At 58.2% G+C, this 19,500-nt stretch carries 19 protein-coding genes; 8 read left to right on the top strand and 11 right to left on the bottom strand.

Annotated features, from left to right (window positions below; genetic code table 11):
- Position 1: 1 nt before the first annotated feature.
- Entirely contained in the window at positions 2-679 is a 678-nt protein-coding gene (locus ACAM27_RS07675) for an NAD-dependent deacylase (protein ID WP_141067175.1), read from the bottom strand.
- The gene (locus ACAM27_RS07670) at positions 679-2,082 is read right to left on the bottom strand and encodes an FAD-binding oxidoreductase (protein ID WP_014422184.1); all 1,404 of its coding nucleotides are present in this window, start codon (positions 2,080-2,082) and stop codon (positions 679-681) included. The genes ACAM27_RS07675 and ACAM27_RS07670 overlap by 1 nt, the downstream gene beginning before the upstream one ends.
- A 189-nt stretch (positions 2,083-2,271) precedes the next feature.
- Here ACAM27_RS07670 and serA point away from each other — a divergent pair, with 189 nt between their 5' ends.
- Both serA and ACAM27_RS07660 read left to right on the top strand, forming a co-directional pair.
- Complete coding sequence (gene serA, locus ACAM27_RS07665) at positions 2,272-3,501, top strand: phosphoglycerate dehydrogenase (protein ID WP_011786263.1); 1,230 nt, start codon at positions 2,272-2,274, stop codon at positions 3,499-3,501.
- A gap of 188 nt (positions 3,502-3,689) precedes the next feature.
- Entirely contained in the window at positions 3,690-3,974 is a 285-nt protein-coding gene (locus tag ACAM27_RS07660; protein ID WP_011786264.1) for a hypothetical protein, read from the top strand.
- A gap of 70 nt (positions 3,975-4,044) precedes the next feature.
- Here the strand turns inward: ACAM27_RS07660 and ACAM27_RS07655 are convergent, their stop codons facing one another.
- Both ACAM27_RS07655 and ACAM27_RS07650 read right to left on the bottom strand, forming a co-directional pair.
- Complete coding sequence (locus ACAM27_RS07655; RefSeq protein ID WP_014422186.1) at positions 4,045-4,701, bottom strand: OmpA family protein; 657 nt, start codon at positions 4,699-4,701, stop codon at positions 4,045-4,047.
- A 57-nt stretch (positions 4,702-4,758) separates the two neighbouring features.
- The gene (locus ACAM27_RS07650; RefSeq protein WP_011786266.1) at positions 4,759-5,748 is read right to left on the bottom strand and encodes an alpha/beta hydrolase; all 990 of its coding nucleotides are present in this window, start codon (positions 5,746-5,748) and stop codon (positions 4,759-4,761) included.
- A gap of 70 nt (positions 5,749-5,818) precedes the next feature.
- On the opposite strand from ACAM27_RS07650, the gene ACAM27_RS07645 reads away from it, so the two are divergent.
- Positions 5,819-6,712, top strand: coding sequence for an alpha/beta hydrolase (locus ACAM27_RS07645; protein WP_141067174.1), 894 nt, complete (start codon positions 5,819-5,821; stop codon positions 6,710-6,712).
- On the opposite strand, the gene ACAM27_RS07640 is transcribed toward ACAM27_RS07645, so the two are convergent.
- Genes ACAM27_RS07640 through ACAM27_RS07625 form a run of 4 tightly spaced genes read right to left on the bottom strand, consistent with a single transcriptional unit; the run spans position 6,690 to position 10,704 of the window.
- Positions 6,690-6,968 carry a GIY-YIG nuclease family protein gene (locus ACAM27_RS07640; protein WP_014422188.1) on the bottom strand — a complete coding sequence of 93 codons (279 nt, stop codon included), beginning with the start codon at positions 6,966-6,968 and terminating at the stop codon, positions 6,690-6,692. The two genes, ACAM27_RS07645 and ACAM27_RS07640, sit on opposite strands and share 23 nt — an antisense overlap.
- The gene (locus ACAM27_RS07635) at positions 6,961-7,866 is read right to left on the bottom strand and encodes a DMT family transporter (RefSeq protein ID WP_036219955.1); all 906 of its coding nucleotides are present in this window, start codon (positions 7,864-7,866) and stop codon (positions 6,961-6,963) included. Before ACAM27_RS07635 ends, ACAM27_RS07640 begins: the two co-directional genes overlap by 8 nt.
- On the bottom strand, positions 7,859-9,244 hold the full coding sequence (locus tag ACAM27_RS07630; protein ID WP_222196920.1) for a sigma-54 dependent transcriptional regulator: 1,386 nt from the start codon (positions 9,242-9,244) through the stop codon (positions 7,859-7,861). Before ACAM27_RS07630 ends, ACAM27_RS07635 begins: the two co-directional genes overlap by 8 nt.
- A complete protein-coding gene (locus ACAM27_RS07625) occupies positions 9,241-10,704 on the bottom strand; it encodes an ATP-binding protein (protein WP_223268789.1) in 1,464 nt (487 codons plus the stop codon). The genes ACAM27_RS07630 and ACAM27_RS07625 overlap by 4 nt, the downstream gene beginning before the upstream one ends.
- A 221-nt stretch (positions 10,705-10,925) precedes the next feature.
- Here ACAM27_RS07625 and ACAM27_RS07620 point away from each other — a divergent pair, with 221 nt between their 5' ends.
- Together ACAM27_RS07620 and dctP are read left to right on the top strand one after the other, a co-directional pair.
- Complete coding sequence (locus tag ACAM27_RS07620; RefSeq protein WP_014422193.1) at positions 10,926-11,315, top strand: DUF4168 domain-containing protein; 390 nt, start codon at positions 10,926-10,928, stop codon at positions 11,313-11,315.
- A gap of 155 nt (positions 11,316-11,470) precedes the next feature.
- A complete protein-coding gene (gene dctP, locus ACAM27_RS07615) occupies positions 11,471-12,532 on the top strand; it encodes a TRAP transporter substrate-binding protein DctP (RefSeq protein WP_141067171.1) in 1,062 nt (353 codons plus the stop codon).
- A gap of 15 nt (positions 12,533-12,547) precedes the next feature.
- Here the strand turns inward: dctP and ACAM27_RS07610 are convergent, their stop codons facing one another.
- Genes ACAM27_RS07610 through ACAM27_RS07600 form a run of 3 tightly spaced genes read right to left on the bottom strand, consistent with a single transcriptional unit; the run spans position 12,548 to position 15,439 of the window.
- The gene (locus tag ACAM27_RS07610) at positions 12,548-13,357 is read right to left on the bottom strand and encodes a mechanosensitive ion channel family protein (protein WP_011786274.1); all 810 of its coding nucleotides are present in this window, start codon (positions 13,355-13,357) and stop codon (positions 12,548-12,550) included.
- 11 nt (positions 13,358-13,368) lie between these two features.
- Positions 13,369-14,580, bottom strand: coding sequence for a hypothetical protein (locus tag ACAM27_RS07605; protein ID WP_141067170.1), 1,212 nt, complete (start codon positions 14,578-14,580; stop codon positions 13,369-13,371).
- Between the two features lie 16 nt (positions 14,581-14,596).
- A complete protein-coding gene (locus ACAM27_RS07600) occupies positions 14,597-15,439 on the bottom strand; it encodes a 23S rRNA (adenine(2030)-N(6))-methyltransferase RlmJ (RefSeq protein ID WP_141067169.1) in 843 nt (280 codons plus the stop codon).
- Positions 15,440-15,608: 169 nt separating this feature from the next.
- Here ACAM27_RS07600 and ACAM27_RS07595 point away from each other — a divergent pair, with 169 nt between their 5' ends.
- The 3 genes from ACAM27_RS07595 (at position 15,609) to ACAM27_RS07585 (ending at position 19,497) form a co-directional block, all read left to right on the top strand.
- A complete protein-coding gene (locus tag ACAM27_RS07595; protein ID WP_022989991.1) occupies positions 15,609-16,904 on the top strand; it encodes an imelysin family protein in 1,296 nt (431 codons plus the stop codon).
- Positions 16,905-17,043: 139 nt separating this feature from the next.
- Positions 17,044-18,453: a di-heme oxidoredictase family protein gene (locus ACAM27_RS07590; RefSeq protein WP_141067168.1), complete on the top strand. Its 1,410-nt coding sequence runs from the start codon at positions 17,044-17,046 to the stop codon at positions 18,451-18,453.
- A 9-nt stretch (positions 18,454-18,462) separates the two neighbouring features.
- Positions 18,463-19,497 carry an imelysin family protein gene (locus ACAM27_RS07585; protein WP_222534447.1) on the top strand — a complete coding sequence of 345 codons (1,035 nt, stop codon included), beginning with the start codon at positions 18,463-18,465 and terminating at the stop codon, positions 19,495-19,497.
- Positions 19,498-19,500: the final 3 nt, after the last annotated feature.

The following is a 19,500-nucleotide window of genomic DNA, read 5'->3' as shown; positions in this document are numbered from 1 at the left end:
TTCACAAATAACGCGAAACCCACTCCCGCACCCCTTCCGAGGCCCCTTTGCGAATCACGCGTGCCCGGGAGACGGACGCAGGTTCGCCGGGATCAATCACCGTGATGGGCACATCAATGTCCACCTCGTAGACCAGCCCTGCCGCCGGATATACCTGCAGCGACGTACCCACAATCAGCAACTGATCTGCGGTGCGCACCACCTCTGCCGCCGCATCCAGCATCGGGACTTCTTCGCCGAACCAGACGATATGGGGCCGAAGCTGGGCACCGCGATCACAGGTATCCCCGGGATTGATGTCGTTGTAGCCGATGTCGTAAATGAGGTCCGGATAGGTGGAACTGCGGGCCTTGGTGAGTTCACCGTGCAGGTGCAGCACATTGCTCGAACCGCCGCGCTCATGCAGGTCGTCCACATTCTGGGTGACCACGGTCACCTGAAAACGGCTTTCCAGCTCCGCCAGCAAGCGGTGCGCAGGATTGGGCTGGACGGTTTGAAGTTGCCGCCTGCGCTCGTTATAGAACCTCAGCACCAGATCCCGGTTGCGCTCGAACGCCTCCGGCGTGGCCACGTCGTACACACTGTGCTGCTCCCACAGCCCACCGTTGTCCCGGAAGGTGGAGAGGCCGCTTTCGGCGCTGATTCCAGCGCCGGTGAGTACAACAATGTGCTCTTGCATCAGTCGAAGATCTTGCCCGGGTTCATGATGTTATTGGGATCGAACACCTGCTTGATACCGCGCAGGTAGGCAATTTCCGCCTCGCTGCGGGTGTACTGCAGGTAGGGTTTCTTGGTCATGCCCACACCGTGCTCAGCAGAGACACTGCCCTGATAACGCTCGACAATTTCAAATACCCACTTGTTCACCTGCTGGCATTTTTCGAAGAAATCTTCCTTCGCCATGTCCTCCGGTTTGAGGATGTTCAGGTGCAGGTTGCCGTCACCAATGTGGCCGAACCAGATGATCTCGAAGTCCGGGTAATGTTCGGTAACCACGTTGTCGATTTCCTGGAGGAAGCCCGGCACCTTGGAAACCACCACCGAAATATCGTTCTTGTAGGGAATTCGCGGCGCGATGGATTCGGAAATCCGCTCGCGCAGCTGCCAAAGGTTCTGTGCCTGGGTTTCACTCTGGCTGATGACGCCATCCAGCACCCAGCCTTCTTCCACACACTGCTCAAACAGTGCCATGGCATCGTCCATTACCTGATCAGAAACAGCCTCGAACTCCAGCAACGCATAATATGGCGCCTCGGTCTCGAACGGTGCCTGAACCTGGCCGTGGGCCAGTACATGCCCCATGGCCTGGTGAGAGAAAAACTCGTAGGCGGTCAGATCCAGTTTTTTCTGGAAAGCCTGCAAGACATCCATGGTGTTGGTGAGGTCGTTCAGGCCCAGCACCAGCACGGTCAGGTCATCCGGCTTGCGGGTAAGCTTCATGGTGGCTTCGGTAATGAAACCCAGGGTGCCCTCGGCACCGATGAACAGATGTCGCAGATCGTAGCCGGTGTTGTTCTTGGCCAGATCCTTGTTCAGATCCAGCACATCACCTTTACCGGTCACCACTTTCAGTCCGGCAACCCAGTCCCGGCTCATGCCCCAGCGAATGACCTTGATGCCGCCGGCATTGGTGGACAGGTTGCCACCGAGCTGGCTCGACCCGGCGGAGGCAAAATCCACCGGATAGTACAGGCCGTTTTCTTCGGCAAAGGTCTGCAGTTGCTCGGTCACCACCCCGGCCTGGCAACGTACGGTGCGATCACTGGCGTTGAAATCCAGAATCTGGTTCATGTTGTCGAACGCTACCACCACTTCGCCATTGGCGGCCACGGCGCCGGCACTCAGGCCGGTACGTCCGCCCGAAGGTACCAGAGCCACCTGATTGTCATTGGCAAACTTCACCAGCGCCTGCACCTGCTCCGTGGTTTTCGGCAGGACAATGGCCAGCGGCTTGGGCGGGTAGATTTTGGTCCAGTCCTTGCCGTAATTGTCCAGATCCGCAGGATCGGTGAGAACCTTGCCCGGGTTTTCGGAGGTGGCAACCAGCTCTTTAAGGGAAGCGATGATCTGTTCGGAACTCATGGATGTGTCAGTCTCTTCGAAGTTGGGCCAGGGCCTGTTCAGAGATCACTCACAAAGAATTGATTCAGGCAAACCGGCGCGCTGTGAAAATCTGCGTTTATGGTATCATACCGCCCCTGTTCTGTGAGCCAGGCCGACGATCCCTGGCTGCAGGTCATTTCACGTGACGAAAGGTTCGGAAGCAAGCCCATGTCAAATACGTCTCTCGAAAAGAGCAAAATCCGGATCCTGCTGCTGGAAGGCGTGCATCAATCTGCCATTGATACCCTGAATGCCGCGGGTTACACCAATATCGAGTATCTGACCCATTCATTGGGTGAGGAAGAGCTGATCGAGAAGATTGCCGATGCGCACTTCGTTGGTATCCGCTCTCGCACCCAGTTGACCGAGAAAGTATTTGAAGCCGCCAGGAAGCTGGTGGCTGTGGGCTGCTTCTGTATCGGCACCAACCAGGTTGACCTGCAGGCCGCGACCCGCCGTGGCGTGGCCGTGTTCAACGCGCCTTTCTCCAACACCCGTTCCGTGGCAGAACTGGTTCTGGCCCAGGCCATCCTGCTGCTGCGCGGCGTGCCGGAAAAGAACGCCAAAGCCCACCGTGGCGAGTGGCTGAAATCCGCCAAGAACAGCTACGAAATTCGTGGTAAGAAGCTTGGCATCATCGGTTACGGCAACATCGGCACCCAGTTCAGCGTGCTGGCCGAAAGCCTGGGAATGGACGTCTATTTCTACGACGTGGTTTCCAAACTGCCGATTGGTAACGCCACGCAAGTGGGCACGCTGCAGGAACTGCTGAACATTTCCGATGTGGTTTCCCTGCACGTACCGGAGACTCCGGCAACCAAATACATGTTCAAGGCCGAGCAGTTTGCCCAGATGAAGCCGGGCAGCATTCTGATGAACGCTTCCCGCGGTACCGTGGTGGATATCGACGCCCTGGCCGATGCGCTGAGCTCCGGTAAACTGCTGGGCGCGGCCATCGACGTATTCCCGGTGGAGCCCAAATCCAACGACGAAGAGTTTGTCTCGCCACTGCGCGAGTTCGACAACTGCATCCTGACTCCGCACGTGGGTGGCTCAACCATTGAAGCCCAGGAAAACATCGGGCGCGAAGTGGCCGAGAAGCTGGCCATGTACAGCGACAACGGCACCTCCGTTTCTTCGGTGAACTTCCCGGAAGTGGCGCTGCCGTCGCACCCGAACCAGCACCGCCTGCTGCACATTCACGAGAACGTGCCGGGCGTAATGTCGGAAATCAACCAGGTGTTCTCCGAAAACGGCATCAACGTCTGTGGCCAGTACCTGCAAACCAAGGAAGATATTGGTTATGTGGTGGTCGATGTGGACAAGGCCTACGGTGAGCTGGCGCTGGAAAAGCTCCGCCAGGTAAAAGGCACTATTCGCTGCCGCGTACTGTTCTGACAGACAGCTGCCTTCAAGAACCGGAGCATCCCCCTGGGAGCTCCGGTTTTTTTATGCCATTTCGGGCCACAACGCCGCATTTCAACAAAACTTCATGCTGCCGCCCTTGAGATTCGGCCATACGTAGCCATGCTGAAAAGTACCAGTCATTCAAACCGGGCCGGAACAGGCCCAGCATGGAGGTAATTATGTCCTTGAAGGAATCTCTGCAGAAGAAACTGGAAACCCAGACCGAGTACTGGAGCAAACAGATCGACAGCCTGCGTGCCGAAGCCGACGAAAAGATGGCCAAGGCAAAGGATGACCAAGCGGAAGCCGAAATTCAGAGAGAGTTTTCAGAGCGCATTCAGGCCGTTGAAGACCACATCGAGACTGCCCGAAGCAAACTGGGCGAACTCAAGGACTCCGGCGAAGATCAGCTGGAGGATCTGAAGAAGCGAATCGACGAATGGCTGCCGAGCAACACCAACTGATTGCGACAGCCAGAAAGCAAAAAGCCCCGGCATAAACCGGGGCTTTTTTTGTTGAATGCTGAGCAGGATATTACTGCATCGGCACCAGCGTCAGCTCAACGCGACGGTTCTGCTCACGACCAGCCGCCGTATCGTTGGAAGCAATCGGGTAGCGCTCGCCATAACCGGTGGCCCGGGTACGACGGGGCTCAATGCCCTGATTCAACAGGAAGTCACGGACAGAAGACGCGCGACGCTCGCTCAACAGCTGGTTGTAGCTGTCTGAACCGGTGCTGTCAGTATGGCCTTCAATCTGGATGATGGTTTTGTCGAACTCTTTCAGAACCAGAGCCACAGACTCAAGAGTGCCGGTAAAACCGGAACGGATGGTGGACTGATCCGTATCAAAGGTGATGTTACCCGGCATGATCAGGTCGATCTGGTCACCATTACGGACGACGCGAACACCGGTACCTTCCAGCTTCTGGCGCAGCTGGGCTTCCTGGCGATCCATGTAGTAGCCGATACCGCCACCCACGGCCGCACCGCCAGCGGCACCAATCAGTGCGCCTTTGCCACGATCACTGCTGCTGGAGGTTGCTGCGCCAATAGCAGCACCACCGATCGCGCCAATAATACTGCCCTTGGTGGCGTTCGAAGTTTTCTCTTCCCCGGTATACGGGTCATAGGTCATACAGCCACTCAGGCCAACAGTTGCTACCGCAAAGGCAAGAATTGTCTTTTTCACTGTCTTCTCCCGCTTCTGTAATCGTTGGTCCGGAGCTTTTGGCACTACAGCCACTGCTTACTCCGAGAATGTATCGATAATGGTATTGAATACCGTCGCCTGCAAATCCTGCGCTTCGTTCACAAGATGATGACGACCGTCCGGTATTCTTCGTTCCTTCACTGAGGAAAATTTATTCCGGATAATCCTCAGATTGTGCTGCCAGTCTACCGTCAGATCCTTCTCACCCTGCACCACGGTGACCGGAAAATCCACCGGCCTCGCCGACTCAATGTGCGGCACCCATTGTCGCAATGCAGTCACCCAATCGACATGAACCGCTCTTGCCTGCAACGGGTCGTGTTCCCGCAGGAACCGAAGAAAGCGGGTATCGCCACTGTTCGGGCCGAATACCCGTTTCCAGCGAGTCAGGAACGGTTTGACCAGACTGTGGAGAATCTTTGCCCCCAGCCAGCCCATAGGCCTTACCAGTGGCGCCAGCAACACCACTTTGCGGAACGCCGAGGACTCCCGGTTGTGGTGGTTCGACAGCAGGTAGTCAATCAATATTGCGCCACCCGTACTCTGCCCCACTGCGTACCAGGGCCCCCGAATCTTGTCCCTGACCTTCGCCATTACTTCCGACAGTACGGCCTGGTACTCCAGGAAACTGCCAATGGCGGCCGGCGTGCCACTCGACAATCCGTGCCCGGGCTGATCGTAGGCCAGAACATCGAAGCCTGCACCAAGACAGCGGTCAATCAATTGGGTATACAGACCCACATGATCAAAATAACCATGCAGAATGAACACCGTGCCTTTCGGGCTGGCGCTCTCCGGCAGCCGGAAGTAATGCACCATCACTTCATGCCGCTCGGCACAGATGTACCCCTGATGGTAGACCACATCCGGATGCTCAACCCAAAGATCAAGGCCATAGAACCGGCAATACGCCTCCATCTCGGAACTCAGTTCCCGGCTGGCGGACGGATCAAACGGTTCCAGACGGTCCAGCAGGGAATGTCTGTCCCAATTCGGTATTTCTATGGTATCTGTTTTCCAGTACACGTAGAGTTAAACGCCTGTCATGAATCCATAAATGCCAGTCATCCTAACGCATTCACAAGGGAGAACACAGATGTTCCAGCCGCTTCTTGAGGCCGGGTTGAGAGGGACCATGCACCGTTTTGTGAAGCCCGTCCTGTCCCGGGCGTTTCCGTTATCGGTGCAGCGCCGATACACCCGGGAAGCTTATCGAACATCCTACCCGCCTAAAGACGTCAGTTTCGCGTGGGAAGACCTGGGCGAGGTACCGGTTCTGCGCGCCTCCCCGAAAGACCGTTCTGGCGGCACCGTACTGTATTTTCACGGCGGAGGCTATGTTATGGGCTCTGCCGATACCCACCGGGGCATTGCCGGCCATCTGGCCAAATTCTCTGGCTGCGACGTACTGATCCCGGATTACCGGCTGGCGCCGGAGCACCCGTTTCCCGCCGCTCCAGACGATGCCGAAGCCGTATATCTGGCCTTGATCAACCAGGGAGTAAGCCCCGGCTCCATTGCCCTGGCCGGAGATTCCGCCGGCGGCGGTCTGTCGGTGGTACTGGCCATGCGATTGCGGGACCACGGTCATCCACTACCCTCATCCGTCACCTGCTTCTCGCCCTGGACAGATCTGTCAGAAAAGGATCTTTACACTCCGGAATGTGAACCGGTCCTGCACGCTGCCTGGACCTTCAAAGCCGCGAAAATGTATGCCAACGGCGTGCCTTTGACGCACCCGCTGGTGTCGCCTGTCTACGGCGACCTGAGTGGCCTGCCTCCCCTGCTGATTCAGGTCGGAAGCCAGGAAGTTCTGCTCAACGACGCCCGTCGATTAGCGGAGGCGGCCAAACAGGAACACGTGGAAACCACGCTGGAGATCTACAACAATCTCTGGCATGTATTCCAGGTGCACGCCGCGCAGCTTGACCGGGCCAGAGAAGCACTGGCCGTTGCCGGGCGCCACATCAGGCATCATCTTCAAGCCTGACGACACCCCGGATCAAAGCTTCCTTTCGAACCTTGGGCCAGCGCTTGACCTGCCATTCCAGTCGGGAGGCGCGGCTCCTGTCGCCGGCAGGTACATGGAACTCCAGGGTTAACGGCCCTTTACCTCTCAGGCTCCGGGCACCTTTAGGTGCCCCCGCCTGATGCTCGGCAAACCGCCGCTCCACATCTGTGGCAATTCCGGTGTAGAGGCTACCCGATGCGGTGCGAACAAGGTACAGATACCAGTTCTCAGCCATGGTTCAACGCCTGCTCCCGGTCACGGACTTTCTTCTGCTGCAGCCATAATCCCGCAATGATCAGCACCAGCCCGACGTAGGTCGAGGTGAGAATAACTTCGCCCAGAATGAAGTAGATAAACACCAGGGACAGAAAAGGCGAGATAAAAATCAGATTGCTCACTTTCGAGGTGTTTTCTGCTTTTTTCATGGCCTGGGACCACAGCACAAAGGCTATGCCCATTTCAAAAACGCCGACGTAAACCGCAGCGGCCATCGAACTCCCGACCGGCATGACCAACCCCGCCGTCTGCCAGCACACCAGCACAATGACCGGCAGTCCAAATAGAAAATTCAGAAACAGGCCTACCACCGGGTCCCGGGTATCCCGGGTGGCAATAATCCAGTAAGACGCCCAAACCAGCGTGCTGCCCAACGCCAGCGAGACACCGAGGGGGTCCGAGAATGAGAGCGAGGTTACGGCACCGCGGGTGGCGATCACTACCACTCCGGCGTAACACACCAACCCCGCCAGAATATCGATCCTGCGCAGTTTCTGCCCCAGAAACGGCACCGACAGATAGGCCAGCACCAGTGCCCAGGTGTAGTTCAGAGGCTGGGCCTCCTGGGCGGGCAGACGGTCGAACGCGCCAAACAGCAGAAAGTAATACAGACAGGGATTGATCAGCCCCATCAGCATGGACTGCAGGTATTGGCCCCGCCGCAAACGGAACACCAGTCCCCAGCGCCCCTGTAGCATGAGGATAGCCGCCATCACGACGATGGATGCGGTACAGGCCACCAGCAGCATCTGAACCGGCGCAAGATCCGCCAGTGACAATTTGAAGGCGGTAGCAACGGTCGACCACAGCAGCACCGTGGCAAGGCCGTACATCATGGCCTGTTTCTGATCAGTCATGCCCATGCTCCAAATCCGACTCCAGCCAGCGATACAGTGTTCTGCGATTAATGCCGAGTATCTGGGCCGCCCGGCGTTTATTACCATCAACGGCAGCCATGACCCGGCGCACGTAATCCTGCTGGAGCATCTCCAAGGTGGGCCATTCGGAAAGTTTCCCGGGCGAAGCGGCAACGGCAGCCTGAACAATCCCGCCCTGGCGCTTCCGGATGCGTTCGGGCAAATGCTCGGGCTGTATGGTATCGCTTTCACAAAAAGTGACCGCCCGCTCAATCGCACTGGACAGCTCACGCACATTGCCCGGAAACGGATAATCGCGGAGTATCCTTAACGTAACGTCACTGAACTTCAGGAACCCCCGGCTGTGACGACGTGCTGCCTCACCCAGAAAATGCATGGCCAGCAATTCAACATCCTCATCCCGCTCCCTCAGGGGAGGCACCGTTAACGACAGGGTTTCGAGACGATAATACAGGTCTTCGCGGAAATGGCCCTGCTCAACAGCCCGAAGCAAATCCACATGAGTTGCCGCCAGAATGCGAACATCCACCATTTCCTCATGGACAGCTCCCACTGGTTTGATGCAGCCCTCCTGCAACACCCGAAGCAGTTTGGCTTGCAGAGCCAATGGCATTTCACCAATCTCGTCCAGCAGCAAGGTGCCACCGTTCGCCTCTGCAAACAGCCCCCGACGGGCCTGCCGTGCACCGGTAAAAGCACCAGCCTCGTGACCGAAGAATTCACTTTCCATCAAGTCTCGCGGTATACCGGCACAATTCACCGCAAGGAACGGCCGTGCTGAGCGCTCACTTTGCTGGTGGATTGCCCTCGCAACCAGCTCTTTCCCGGTTCCACTTTCGCCATTAATCAGAACCGCGGCCTGACTGCGGGCAACCTGGCGAATGTCTGACCTGAGGCGATCCATCATCGCACTGCCGCCGATCAAGCCCATGCTTTCATCGCCGCCGCGCCCGGACTGATACTCCGCCAACTGCCGGTTCAGATCCGCCTGGGCCAGCAACCGTTTGATCTTTAACCGGAGATGATCCGTTGAGAGCGGCTTGGTCAGAAAATCATCAGCGCCGGCCTTCAAAGCATCGACCGCCTGGTCCACCGTCCCAAACGCGGTAATCACGATAAAGGGAATACCGGGATGCTCGGCCTGCTGAAGCGACAGAATCTCCAGACCGTCACCATCGGGCAAGCGCAGATCCGACACGATCAGGCCCGGGCGTTCGTCTGCCAGAGCAGTCCGCGCCTCGGCCACCATACTGACCCTGCGTACGCGGTATCCATCCACTTCCAACTCCTCCATCAGCAGTTGGCCAAGGCTGGCGTCATCTTCGACCAGCAGGATCGTGACAGGCCGGCTGCTCATTGCCCCACCTCTTTCGGAAAATACAGCGCCATACCACAACCACCCAACTCGCTATCAATCACCTCAACGGCCCCCCCGTGTTCTTTCATGACACTCTGAACCACTGCCAGCCCTAACCCCGTGCCTTCGCCAGCCGGGCGGGTGCTGAAGAACGGCTCGAAAACCCTGGCGTGATGCTCCGCCGGTATACCAGGGCCATCGTCCTCGACCCGGAACACCCAAAACTCCCCGGTCTCGCCGACAGAGAGCGCGACCTGTTCCCGGCCAGCCTGACACGCATTTCTCACCACATTCAGACACGCCAGGCCAACCCGGAGCGGCTCCGCCCGTGTCGGCATCGGCCTGTCAAAAGCGTCGGCTTGCAGCGAAACCGCCTGGCAGCGCCTGTCTTCACGGGCGCGGGTAACGACGTCCTCGAGAATGTCTGCCAGGTTTACGGGTCGCCGGGACTCGGGCACATGCCGGAAACAGTCCAGCAGTTGCTGGATAATCATGGTCATCCGGTCCACCTGATGTTCGATATCATCCAGATGCCGTTGCTGCTCCTGCTCCAGCCCGGCCCTGGCCAGAATGCGGGCCCGGCCCTGAATAACGTTCAGAGGCGCCCCCAGCTCATGAGCTACCCCGCCTGCGACCCGGCCAATCATCGCCACTTTCTCCTGGTATTCCAGCTGTTCTGCCAGGGCCCGTTCCCGGGCAATCCTGTCTTCGATTTCCGCCTCGGCCTCGGCCATTCGTTCGCCCAGAGCACGAATGCCCTGCTGAATCTGACGCAGCTCCTGTGGCCCTGCCTCCGATGTCTCCAACCGCCAGGCGCCCGGTTGCAGAGAAGCCATGCTCTCCAGCAAACGGTTCACATGTCGCCCCACGGTGCGGTAATGCCCCAGAACGACAACGAGGATGATGGTGGCCGCAATCATCGACCAGATCACCACTGCCCACCAACGGCTGGTGGCCACCAGATCATGGAAATCACTGCGTTGCCGCGTTACCTGCAACAAACCCTGAATCCGCCCGTCTTCCGCAACCAGCGGCGTGAACTGGGAAAACACCGACTCGCCATCCACCCAGCGAAACGCGCCCCCGAGCTCACCACTGGCGATTGCCTTTTCGGCGCTGGCGCTATTGGTGACATCGGAGTCAGCAACACCGAGACTGGCCACCCGGTCACCCCCGGCGTCAAACACCGAGGCCCCGGAAATGCGCCCGATCTGGAAGATGGATTTCAGGGATTCGCCCAGGACCAGTTCATCGCTTTCGGCCAGCGCCTTACTCACCGGCCCGCTGACCGCTCGCGCCACCAGTTCCAGGTCTTCACGAAGGCGATCGTTCAGAGCGCGCTCTACCGCCCCCATGCCAATGTAGATAGCAATGCCACTGAACAGCAGCAGCGGCACTACAATACTGAGCACCAACGTTAATTGCAGCGACCGGAACAGTGCTCCCACCCGTTTTCCCATAAACACCACTCTGCAGAAATGTCACAGCCTTTCTGCCACATGTGGCATTTTGCCACAAGACAGATTACTGAGCTTTAACCATAGAAAACCCATAAACCACTGTTTTTATTGACTTTATAGAGAAATTAAAACCTGGCACGGGAATCGCTACTGTCACATCGACATTCACAAGTTTGTGGCTGGACGACCGAGCCGGCCTCATTAAAACCAGGAGTAAAGCTATGAACAAACTGCTTGTATCCATCACCGCATCTCTGGCACTGCTGGCAACCGCACCGGTGATAGCACAACAGAACCCGGCCCCGGCCGAACAGGGCTCGGGTTACAGCAACCCCGCCGCCGCAGGCAGCCAAAGCACCAATTACAGCGATGCTGAGCTGAAACAATTCATTGAGGCACAATCCGGTGTTATGGAAGTGCGCGAAGAATACATCGAGAAGATCGAATCAGCCGAGTCTCAGCAGAAGGCCCAGGAACTGCAGATGGAAGCCAACGACGAGATGGTCTCGGTGATCGAAGACGTGGGTATCGATATCCCCACCTATAACGCCATTGCCACCGCCTATAGCAGTGAGCCGAAGGTACGCAACCGCGTTGACGCTCTGATGTAAATTTCCTGCCTCCGGTTCGTCGTCTGGCCCCGCTTCGGCGGGGCTTTTTTGTGGCTGTTCGTCTGGCGTTTACACATCGGCCTTTTCTCCTCGGTCTGTTGTGTTACCTTTTCCCTCTAGACTCAAATGCGCCGGATTCTGGAGCCCTGAATACAATGACCAAACGCCACCCGCTTCTCAGCTTCAGCCTCGTTGCCACTGCGGCAGTGATGCTGCTGACCGGCTGCTCCGACAATGGCTCCTCGTCAGCCGCGCAGAGTTCGGCGGACGGCAAACCAGAGTATCCGGTCACCTGGCGCTTTGCCCTGGAAGAGATTGAAGGCAGTGTTCAGCATCTTTACGCACAGCAGTTCAGGGAACAGGTCGAAGCGCTGTCTGCTGGAAGGATTGAGGTCGATGTCTTTCCTTATGGCTCTTTGGGCACCTCGGCCCAACTGACAGAACTGACTCGCAACGGCTCAGTCAACCTGGCCTTTGCCTCGCCCGGCCACCTGGCCGATACCGTTCCGGAAACCGGCCTTTTTAATCTTCACTTCCTGCTTCCGGAAGAACAGGAACCGGCCCGTCGCCTTCTGGAGGCGCCCGAGTTTATTTCCGCATTTGAACCGGCCTACCACAACGCTGGCCTGCAACTGCTGGGGTTCGTGCCGGAAGGCTGGATGACCTGGACGGCCAACAACCCCCTGAGAACCCCCGCCGATTTCCAGGGGTTAAGATTTCGCACCATGACCTCGGAAACCGCAGCAGAGGCTTTCCGAAGCTATGGTGCTGACCCCGTACAGACGCCTTTCGCCCAGGTATACAGCGATCTCCAGCTCGGCAACATCGACGGCCAGAGCAACCCGGTGTTTGCTATTGAGGAAATGGGGTTCCATGAAGTCCAGAACGTCATGACCATGGCCAGGGCCTCACGGTTTATCGCATCTGTTGTGGCCAATGAGGACTGGTTCGGAGGACTCCCCTCGCAGGAACGGAAATGGCTGGAGGAAACCATTGCACAGTTATCCGAGGAAGCCTGGACTCTCCAGGAGGACCTGAACAAGGAGCGGCTGGAGACCATACTGGAACAGGGCGGTATCCGGGTCGTACGGCTGACGGAAGATGAAAGGGCGGCCTTCCGCGATGCGAGCCTGCCCGCCCGGCAACGCTTTATCGAACTGACCGGAGAGAAAGGCCAGGCGCTGATTCAGCGGGCAACGTCGATTGCGGGTGACTGATCAGCCCTGCCCGGATCAGGCTTTCTGAGCCTGCAGATAAGGGTAGGAGACCATCGGGACACCCTCGTCACCACAGATCTCCGCGGCCCTTGCGGTCAGGTCTGAAATGAAACGCGCCTGCTCTCTGGGCTCCAGCGGGTAGGCTTTCAACCGATAGCACATACCGGCTTCCCGTGCGGCAACCGTGACCAGCACCGGCTGGTAGGTTTTGGTGAGCGGGCAGGCAAAGATCGCATCCCGGAACAGGCCCAGCATCCGGCCGACATCGTGGTTCGGGTCCAGAAAAACCTCGGCCACGCACATCAGGTTATCCGTGCCGTCATTGCCATTGGCCAGCAGTGTATTCCATAGCAGGCTGTGAGGAATCACAATCACGGTATCATCCAGCGTCACGATTTCTGCGGCCCGGGTACCGATACTCCGCACCTCACCATAGCGACCGTTCACTTCGATCCAGTCACCCGGTCGGTAAGGCATTTCATAGAGCGTAACGATGCCTGCAATGAGGCTGTTGGCGTAGTCCTTGAAGGCAAAACCCAAGGCAAGACCCAAGGCACCGAAGATGGCAATCATGTTCTCGAATGAGGGTTCTACCAGAATGGGCACCACCACAATGATCGTCAGAACAATGACCAGAAGCCGGAAAAGAGGAACGGATGCGAGAAGGTATAGCCTCGGTTTTCCCGATAGTTTCGCAGCCAGTACCGGAACTGCTTTCTGAACCATCAGGATCAGCAACGAAGCCGCAACAATGACCGCCAGGGCTTCCAGCAAAGCCTCGGAGGTAATTGAAGACAGCGCGTCCTTGATACCGAAATCGCCCATAACCGTTTCTCCTAGAAGCTGTCCACCGGATACCCTTTGGATTGCAGATACCGCCGCACAGCCGGATACGCCAGTGCCTGCACCCGAAAGATGCCTTCCTGCTCATCCCCGGTCACTACATCGGCTCGTTCCAGCCGGGACAGTGCTATCCGCAATTCCTCGCCAGGCAATCCCGACGTCAGCTCCAGCTGCCCCAGGCTCAGGCCGCCATGCATCAACAACGCATGCAGCAGGTAGCCGGACCGCCGGGCTGAACTCTGGGGCACGGCAGGCAAACTCAGCTGATCCAGTGGCGCCACCCAGCACTTGCGGCCCTCTTGATGTGCATCCCCTTCCCCTTGCTGCTGCGCCTCATCCTCGGGCCGTGCCCGAAGAGTTCGGCGCCAGATAGCCAGGGCAACCCCCGGATTTCCCCGAGCCAAAGTGGCCAGATCCCGGGTAAACAGGCTGTATTTTCGCTCGTCGTCCCCGGTTGGCGCCGGCAGTACATACAGGCCATCCTGGGTCATTCTCGCCGTCAGTGGTCCTTGCGAGCGCTCCCCCGCCAGATGTCCAAGCCAGTTGGTAAGACGATCCCCCGACAAAGGGCTGGGGGTCAATGGGGCCAGGTGGAGCTCTGGCAGGTACTGAGTCCAGAACTGCCAACACCAGCTGGAACAGCCAATGATGCCCTCACCCACTTTATCCCGCGCCAGGCGCGCGAATAATTCACGCAGTAAGCCAAGACCGGACCGGTGTCGCAGCCAGAAATCTGCCAGTTCCGGTATTACCCAGTCATCGTCCTGAAGCTGGCGATCCCACCAGCCGGTAATGTCTCTTTCAGGCATTAACAGATTGTGCGGCGGGGCGATCACCCGCCGACCCGAGGCCCCCAAAGCTTCGGCAATACCTGAGAATGGTGGTGCCACCAGAAAACTGGCCTTGCGTGACTGCCCGCCTGACCGGCGCAACTGTTCCAGCTCGTTCAATAAAGCCCGGGCAAGTTCTTCACGATCCGGTACCGGGGCATAGTCCTGAATCTGGCGTTCCGACAGGGTAGGCAAATCATCCAGACTTCTGAACGCCTGTTCGTCAGGATGAATGCCCGCTTTTAACTGATCCAGAATATCCCGGAGACCACTGCGAATGGTTCTGCGGACGGAGGTCTCCGGAACCCGCCATTGCTCCAGAGGAATCAGCCCGCCAGGCAGGCATGGGTGATCAGCTTGGTTGTTGTCAGTCAACGGCGATACTCCGGGCCTATTCAGGCACCAGCCAATCCATGGAAGGCGACAGACCGAGCCGATCGGGGCCGGTCAGATCCGACATCATGGCCGCAAAACGTTCATCGAACCCCCAGGGCGGGTTCACAATCAGCATGCCGGAACCCACCATGCCCCGTTCGGGCGGCTGATCCAGCATAACCTCGCACTGAAGAATCTTGCGCACCGAGCCGGACTCCCTCAGCGAATCCATCAGCTTTTGTTCCAGGCCACTGGTTAACAGGGGATACCAGATAAGATAGACGCCATGGCGGCATTTTTTCCACGCGTCCATCAATGTCCGGGCTACGGCCTCATAATCGGTTTTGATTTCGTAAGAAGGATCAATCAGCGCCAACAGTCGTGGCTGTGCCGGCGGCAAGCATTTCAGGAGCCCTTTCAGGCCATCCTCATGGCGCACCTTCACCCCCGATTCATCAGCCCACTGAGCCAGCTGACGCTCTTCCGAAGGGTGCAGCTCGAAAGCGGTGACGGAATCACCCGGACGGCAAAATTCCGCAAACCATGCCGGCGAGCCCGGATACGTCCGTAGCGGCCCATTACCCGGGTTGTACCGCGCCAATACCTCCAGAACCGGCTGCCAGTCGCCGGTGGCCAGTTGCTCCCGGATCCGCCACAAGGCCTGAACACCAGCATCGGCTTCGCCGGTTTTTCTTGCCCGCTCGCTGCCCAAATCGTAACGGGCGCTGCCCGCGTGGGTGTCAAAACAGGCTATGGCAGATTTCTTGGATTGCATCATGGCCAGCACCAGTGACAGTGCAGCATGCTTCTGAACATCGGCAAAGTTGCCGGCGTGGAAGGCGTGAAGATAACTCAGCATAAAAGGCTCCCGGAATCAGGAGCCCATTAAGCCGCAGTCACCTTGGCCACGCAAGCGGCCCGACAATCACCTATATCAAAAACCCCTTGCTATGTAGGGTTTCCAAACCCATAATCTGAACGCTAATATTTCTTATTTGCAAAAAGACCTCATCAACATGGAGTTTGAAATGAAAAACCTGTTTCGCCCAGCCCCATTGGCACTGACCATTGCCACAGCCCTTACCGCGGGCTGCGCAAACGCGCCCTGGTCCGCCGAGCACAGTGCGCCGGCCACCAAAGCATCGGTGGTAACCCATTACGCCGATCTGGCCCATGCCACCTACGAGGATGCCCTGATTACTGCGCGCGCGCTGGACGAGGCTACTGACCGCCTGATTGCCAACCCCACCGAAGCCAACCTCAAAGCGGCAAAAGAAGCCTGGCTGGCCTCACGGGTTCCTTACCAGCAGTCAGAGGTTTTCCGCTTCGGCAATGCCATCGTGGATGACTGGGAAGGCCAATTGAACGCCTGGCCACTGGACGAAGGCCTGATCGACTACGTCAAAGCCGACGACTACCAGCACGAACTCGGTAATGCCGGTGCAACCGCCAACATCGTCGCCAGCAACAGCATTAACGTCGGCGGGGAAACTCTGGATGTGGCAACACTCACCCCCGAACTGCTGGCTGACCTGAACGAAGTCGGCGGTTCCGAAGCCAACGTAGCCACCGGATACCATGCGGTCGAATTCCTGCTGTGGGGCCAGGATCTGCACGGTTTTGAAGGTGGCGCAGGCGAGCGCCCAGTTACTGACTACGCCAAAGGCAACGACTGCACCAACGGCAACTGTGAGCGCCGTGCCCAGTACCTGGATGCCGTGACTGATCTGCTGGTCGATGATCTGGAGTGGATGGTTGCCCAGTGGGCCCCGGGCACCTCAGACAACTACCGTTCCCAGCTGACGTCCGCAAACGCCGACGAGGGCATCCAGAAAATGCTGTTCGGTATGGGTTCCCTGTCCCTCGGCGAGCTGGCCGGTGAGCGCATGAAAGTTGCCCTGGAAGCCAACTCCTATGAGGACGAACACGACTGCTTCAGCGATAACACCCACAACTCGCACTACTACAACGGCCAGGGCATCCAGAACGTGTATACCGGCACCTATCGTCGCGTAGATGGCTCTGTGGTTTCAGGCCCGTCCCTGTCTGATCTGGTTGAGCAAACCAACCCGGAGCTGGATGCTCGCCTGAACCGTCAGCTGGACGCGTCAATGGAAGCCCTGGCGCTCATGAAAGCCCGCGCCGAAAGCAGCCAGAACCCGATGGCCTTTGACACCATGATTGCCCCGGGCAACGCGGAAGGCACCCGCATTGTCAACGGCGCTATCATGGCGCTGGTTGAGCAGACCGGCTCTATCGAGCAGGCTGCACGGCAACTGGGCATTCAAGCTCTGTCACCGGACGACGCCGGCCATTCATTCTGATTAATCCGGTTGCAGTAAACGGATACCGGGAGATAGAAACTCCCGGTATCCTGCTAACAAGAACAAGCCATGGAAAACCCTCCTTTATGCCCGAAGGTCGATTTTCCATGGCTTCTTCCATTCTGAAACGCGAGTAGTTATGAAACGAGCACTCATCTTCTGTCTGTTGCCGCTGGCCTTCAGCACTCAACCCCTGATTGCAGAGACTCACGCTGGTTACCCGATACAAACTACACCGGCCACAGGCGGTGAAGGCACGGTCAATCAGGCCGACACCAACGCCTACTCGCTGCCCCAGGGCAACCTGTCCATGACCAAACGCCTGGATTTCAGCGTTGGCAACAGTTTCTTCCGCAATCCCTGGGTGGAAGCACCGGCCAGCACCGATGCCCGGGACGGCCTGGGCCCCCTGTTCAATACCAACTCCTGCCAGGGTTGTCACATCAAGGATGGCCGTGGACACCCGCCCGGCGTTGATGAACCGCCTGTCTCCCTGTTCCTGCGGCTGGCAGTACCCGCCGATCCGGTCAAGGATGCAGAACTCCTGCGCAAGCACGGTTTCAAACCCGCACCGGTCTACGGCAGTCAATTGCAGACTGCGGCCCTGCCGGCCGCAAAACCGGAAGCGGATCTGGTGATTGACTGGGAGCCAGTTCAGGAAATACTTGGGGATGGAACGGTGGTTGAACTGCGCAAACCGGAATATCGCATCGAGAACCCCAACTATGGTCCTATGCCGGCAAATTTGCTGGTCTCTCCCCGGGTGGCACCACAAATGATCGGCATGGGACTGCTGGAAGCCATCCCTATTGCCGATCTTGAGGCATTGGCCGATCCGGAAGATACCGACAACAACGGGATTTCCGGCAAGCTTAATCAGGTGTGGGATGTCGCCAGCCAGCAAACGCTGCCGGGCCGGTTTGGCTGGAAAGCCGCGGAACCGGATGTGCACCAGCAAAGCATGGGCGCCTTCGCCGGCGATATGGGCCTGACATCGTCCATCAAACCCACCACCGACTGCACCCCGGAACAACAGTGCGAACGGTTTACTCACGGTGGTGAGCCCGAAGTGAGCGACAAGGTCGCCAACTTTGTCACCTTCTACGCCAAGAGTCTGGCGGTCCCTGCCCGTCGGGATCTGGGCGCTGAATCCGTGCAGAAAGGCGCCAGGCTATTCAATGAAACCGGCTGTGCCGGTTGCCACACCCCGAAACACCAGACCGGAGAAGTGGCCGACCGCCCGGATCTGAGCAACCAGACCATCTGGCCCTACACCGACCTGTTACTGCACGACATGGGCCCGGCCCTGGCAGACGGCCGGGACGAGTTCCTCGCTAACGGCAACGAGTGGCGCACGCCACCGCTTTGGGGCATAGGCCTGGCCCAGGTGGTTAACCCCCAGTCCGGTTTTCTGCATGACGGCCGCGCCCGCACGCTGGAAGAAGCCATTCTCTGGCACGGTGGCGAAGCCCAGCCGGCAGCTGACCGCTATCGTCAGATGGCCGAGCCGGAGCGCAGCGCCCTGATCGATTTTCTGAATTCACTCTGAGGATCCACTATGCAACCGATCACCAGACTGTTCTTCGCCTCCGCCCTGCTCGTCTGCACTACGGCGGCACTCGCGGCCAACGCCGATACCCGGGCCCGCGAACAGTGGCATGGCGCTATTCAAAACGGCTACGAATCGCTGGCAACCAAAACCGAACAACTGGCATCGGCGGCAGTCGGTTACTGCAATACGCCAACGTCCGACAGCCGACCGGCCCTGAACGATGCCTGGCTCGATGCCTTCCTGGCCTGGCAGCGGGTCCGATTTGTTGACTTCGGCCCGGTGGAGAACAACAACCTGTCCTGGCAATTCCAGTTCTGGCCGGACCCGAAAAACCTGGTCGCTCGCAAGGCCCGGTATCTGCTTGGCACCGAAGCTCCCGTTAACGCCGAGGTGATCAACCAATCCGGGGTAGCGGTTCAGGGCTTTCCCATGGCCGAATACCTGCTATTCGATGAGCAACTCAACAGTGGAGAAAACGCCCTGCCCGCAGCCAAAAACTGTGAGGTGCTCTCGGCGGTCACCCGACATATGGCACGTAATGCCCGGGGTCTCGCAGACAGCTGGGCCAGCTTCAAACAACACTATCTGGACACCGGGCCATACCGCGACACCACCATCAAAGCCAGTATGAAGGCGCTTGAAATACTGGAAGAGCGACGACTGGCGCAGCCCATGGGGCTAAGGGGCAATGGCAAACGCAACCCTTACATCACCGATGCCTGGCGCAGTGGCCAGAGTCTGATGGCGGTGGAAGCAACAGTGGCAGGGCTCGAGAAATTCTACCTTCCCGGACTGATCACTTTGCTGAAAACCGACGGCGAGGCCAGACTGGCAGAGCGCATTCAGAGGCAGTTTGAGGAAGTGGCTGACAACTTTCCGGAAGCCCATGCTGCCATGACAACGCTCATGGAGAGTGATGAGCGGTTCCGCATTCTGCAAGGGCTCTTTGTGGATGTCTCCCAGCTTTCAACGCTGGTCAATGACGAAGCCGCCGTGGCGCTTGGCGTAGTGCGTGGCTTCAACTCAAGTGACGGCGACTGAACA

Source organism: Marinobacter sp. RI1 (genome assembly GCF_041155085.1).
GTDB lineage: Bacteria > Pseudomonadota > Gammaproteobacteria > Pseudomonadales > Oleiphilaceae > Marinobacter > Marinobacter nauticus.
This window is presented reverse-complemented; position numbering and strand designations above follow the sequence as displayed.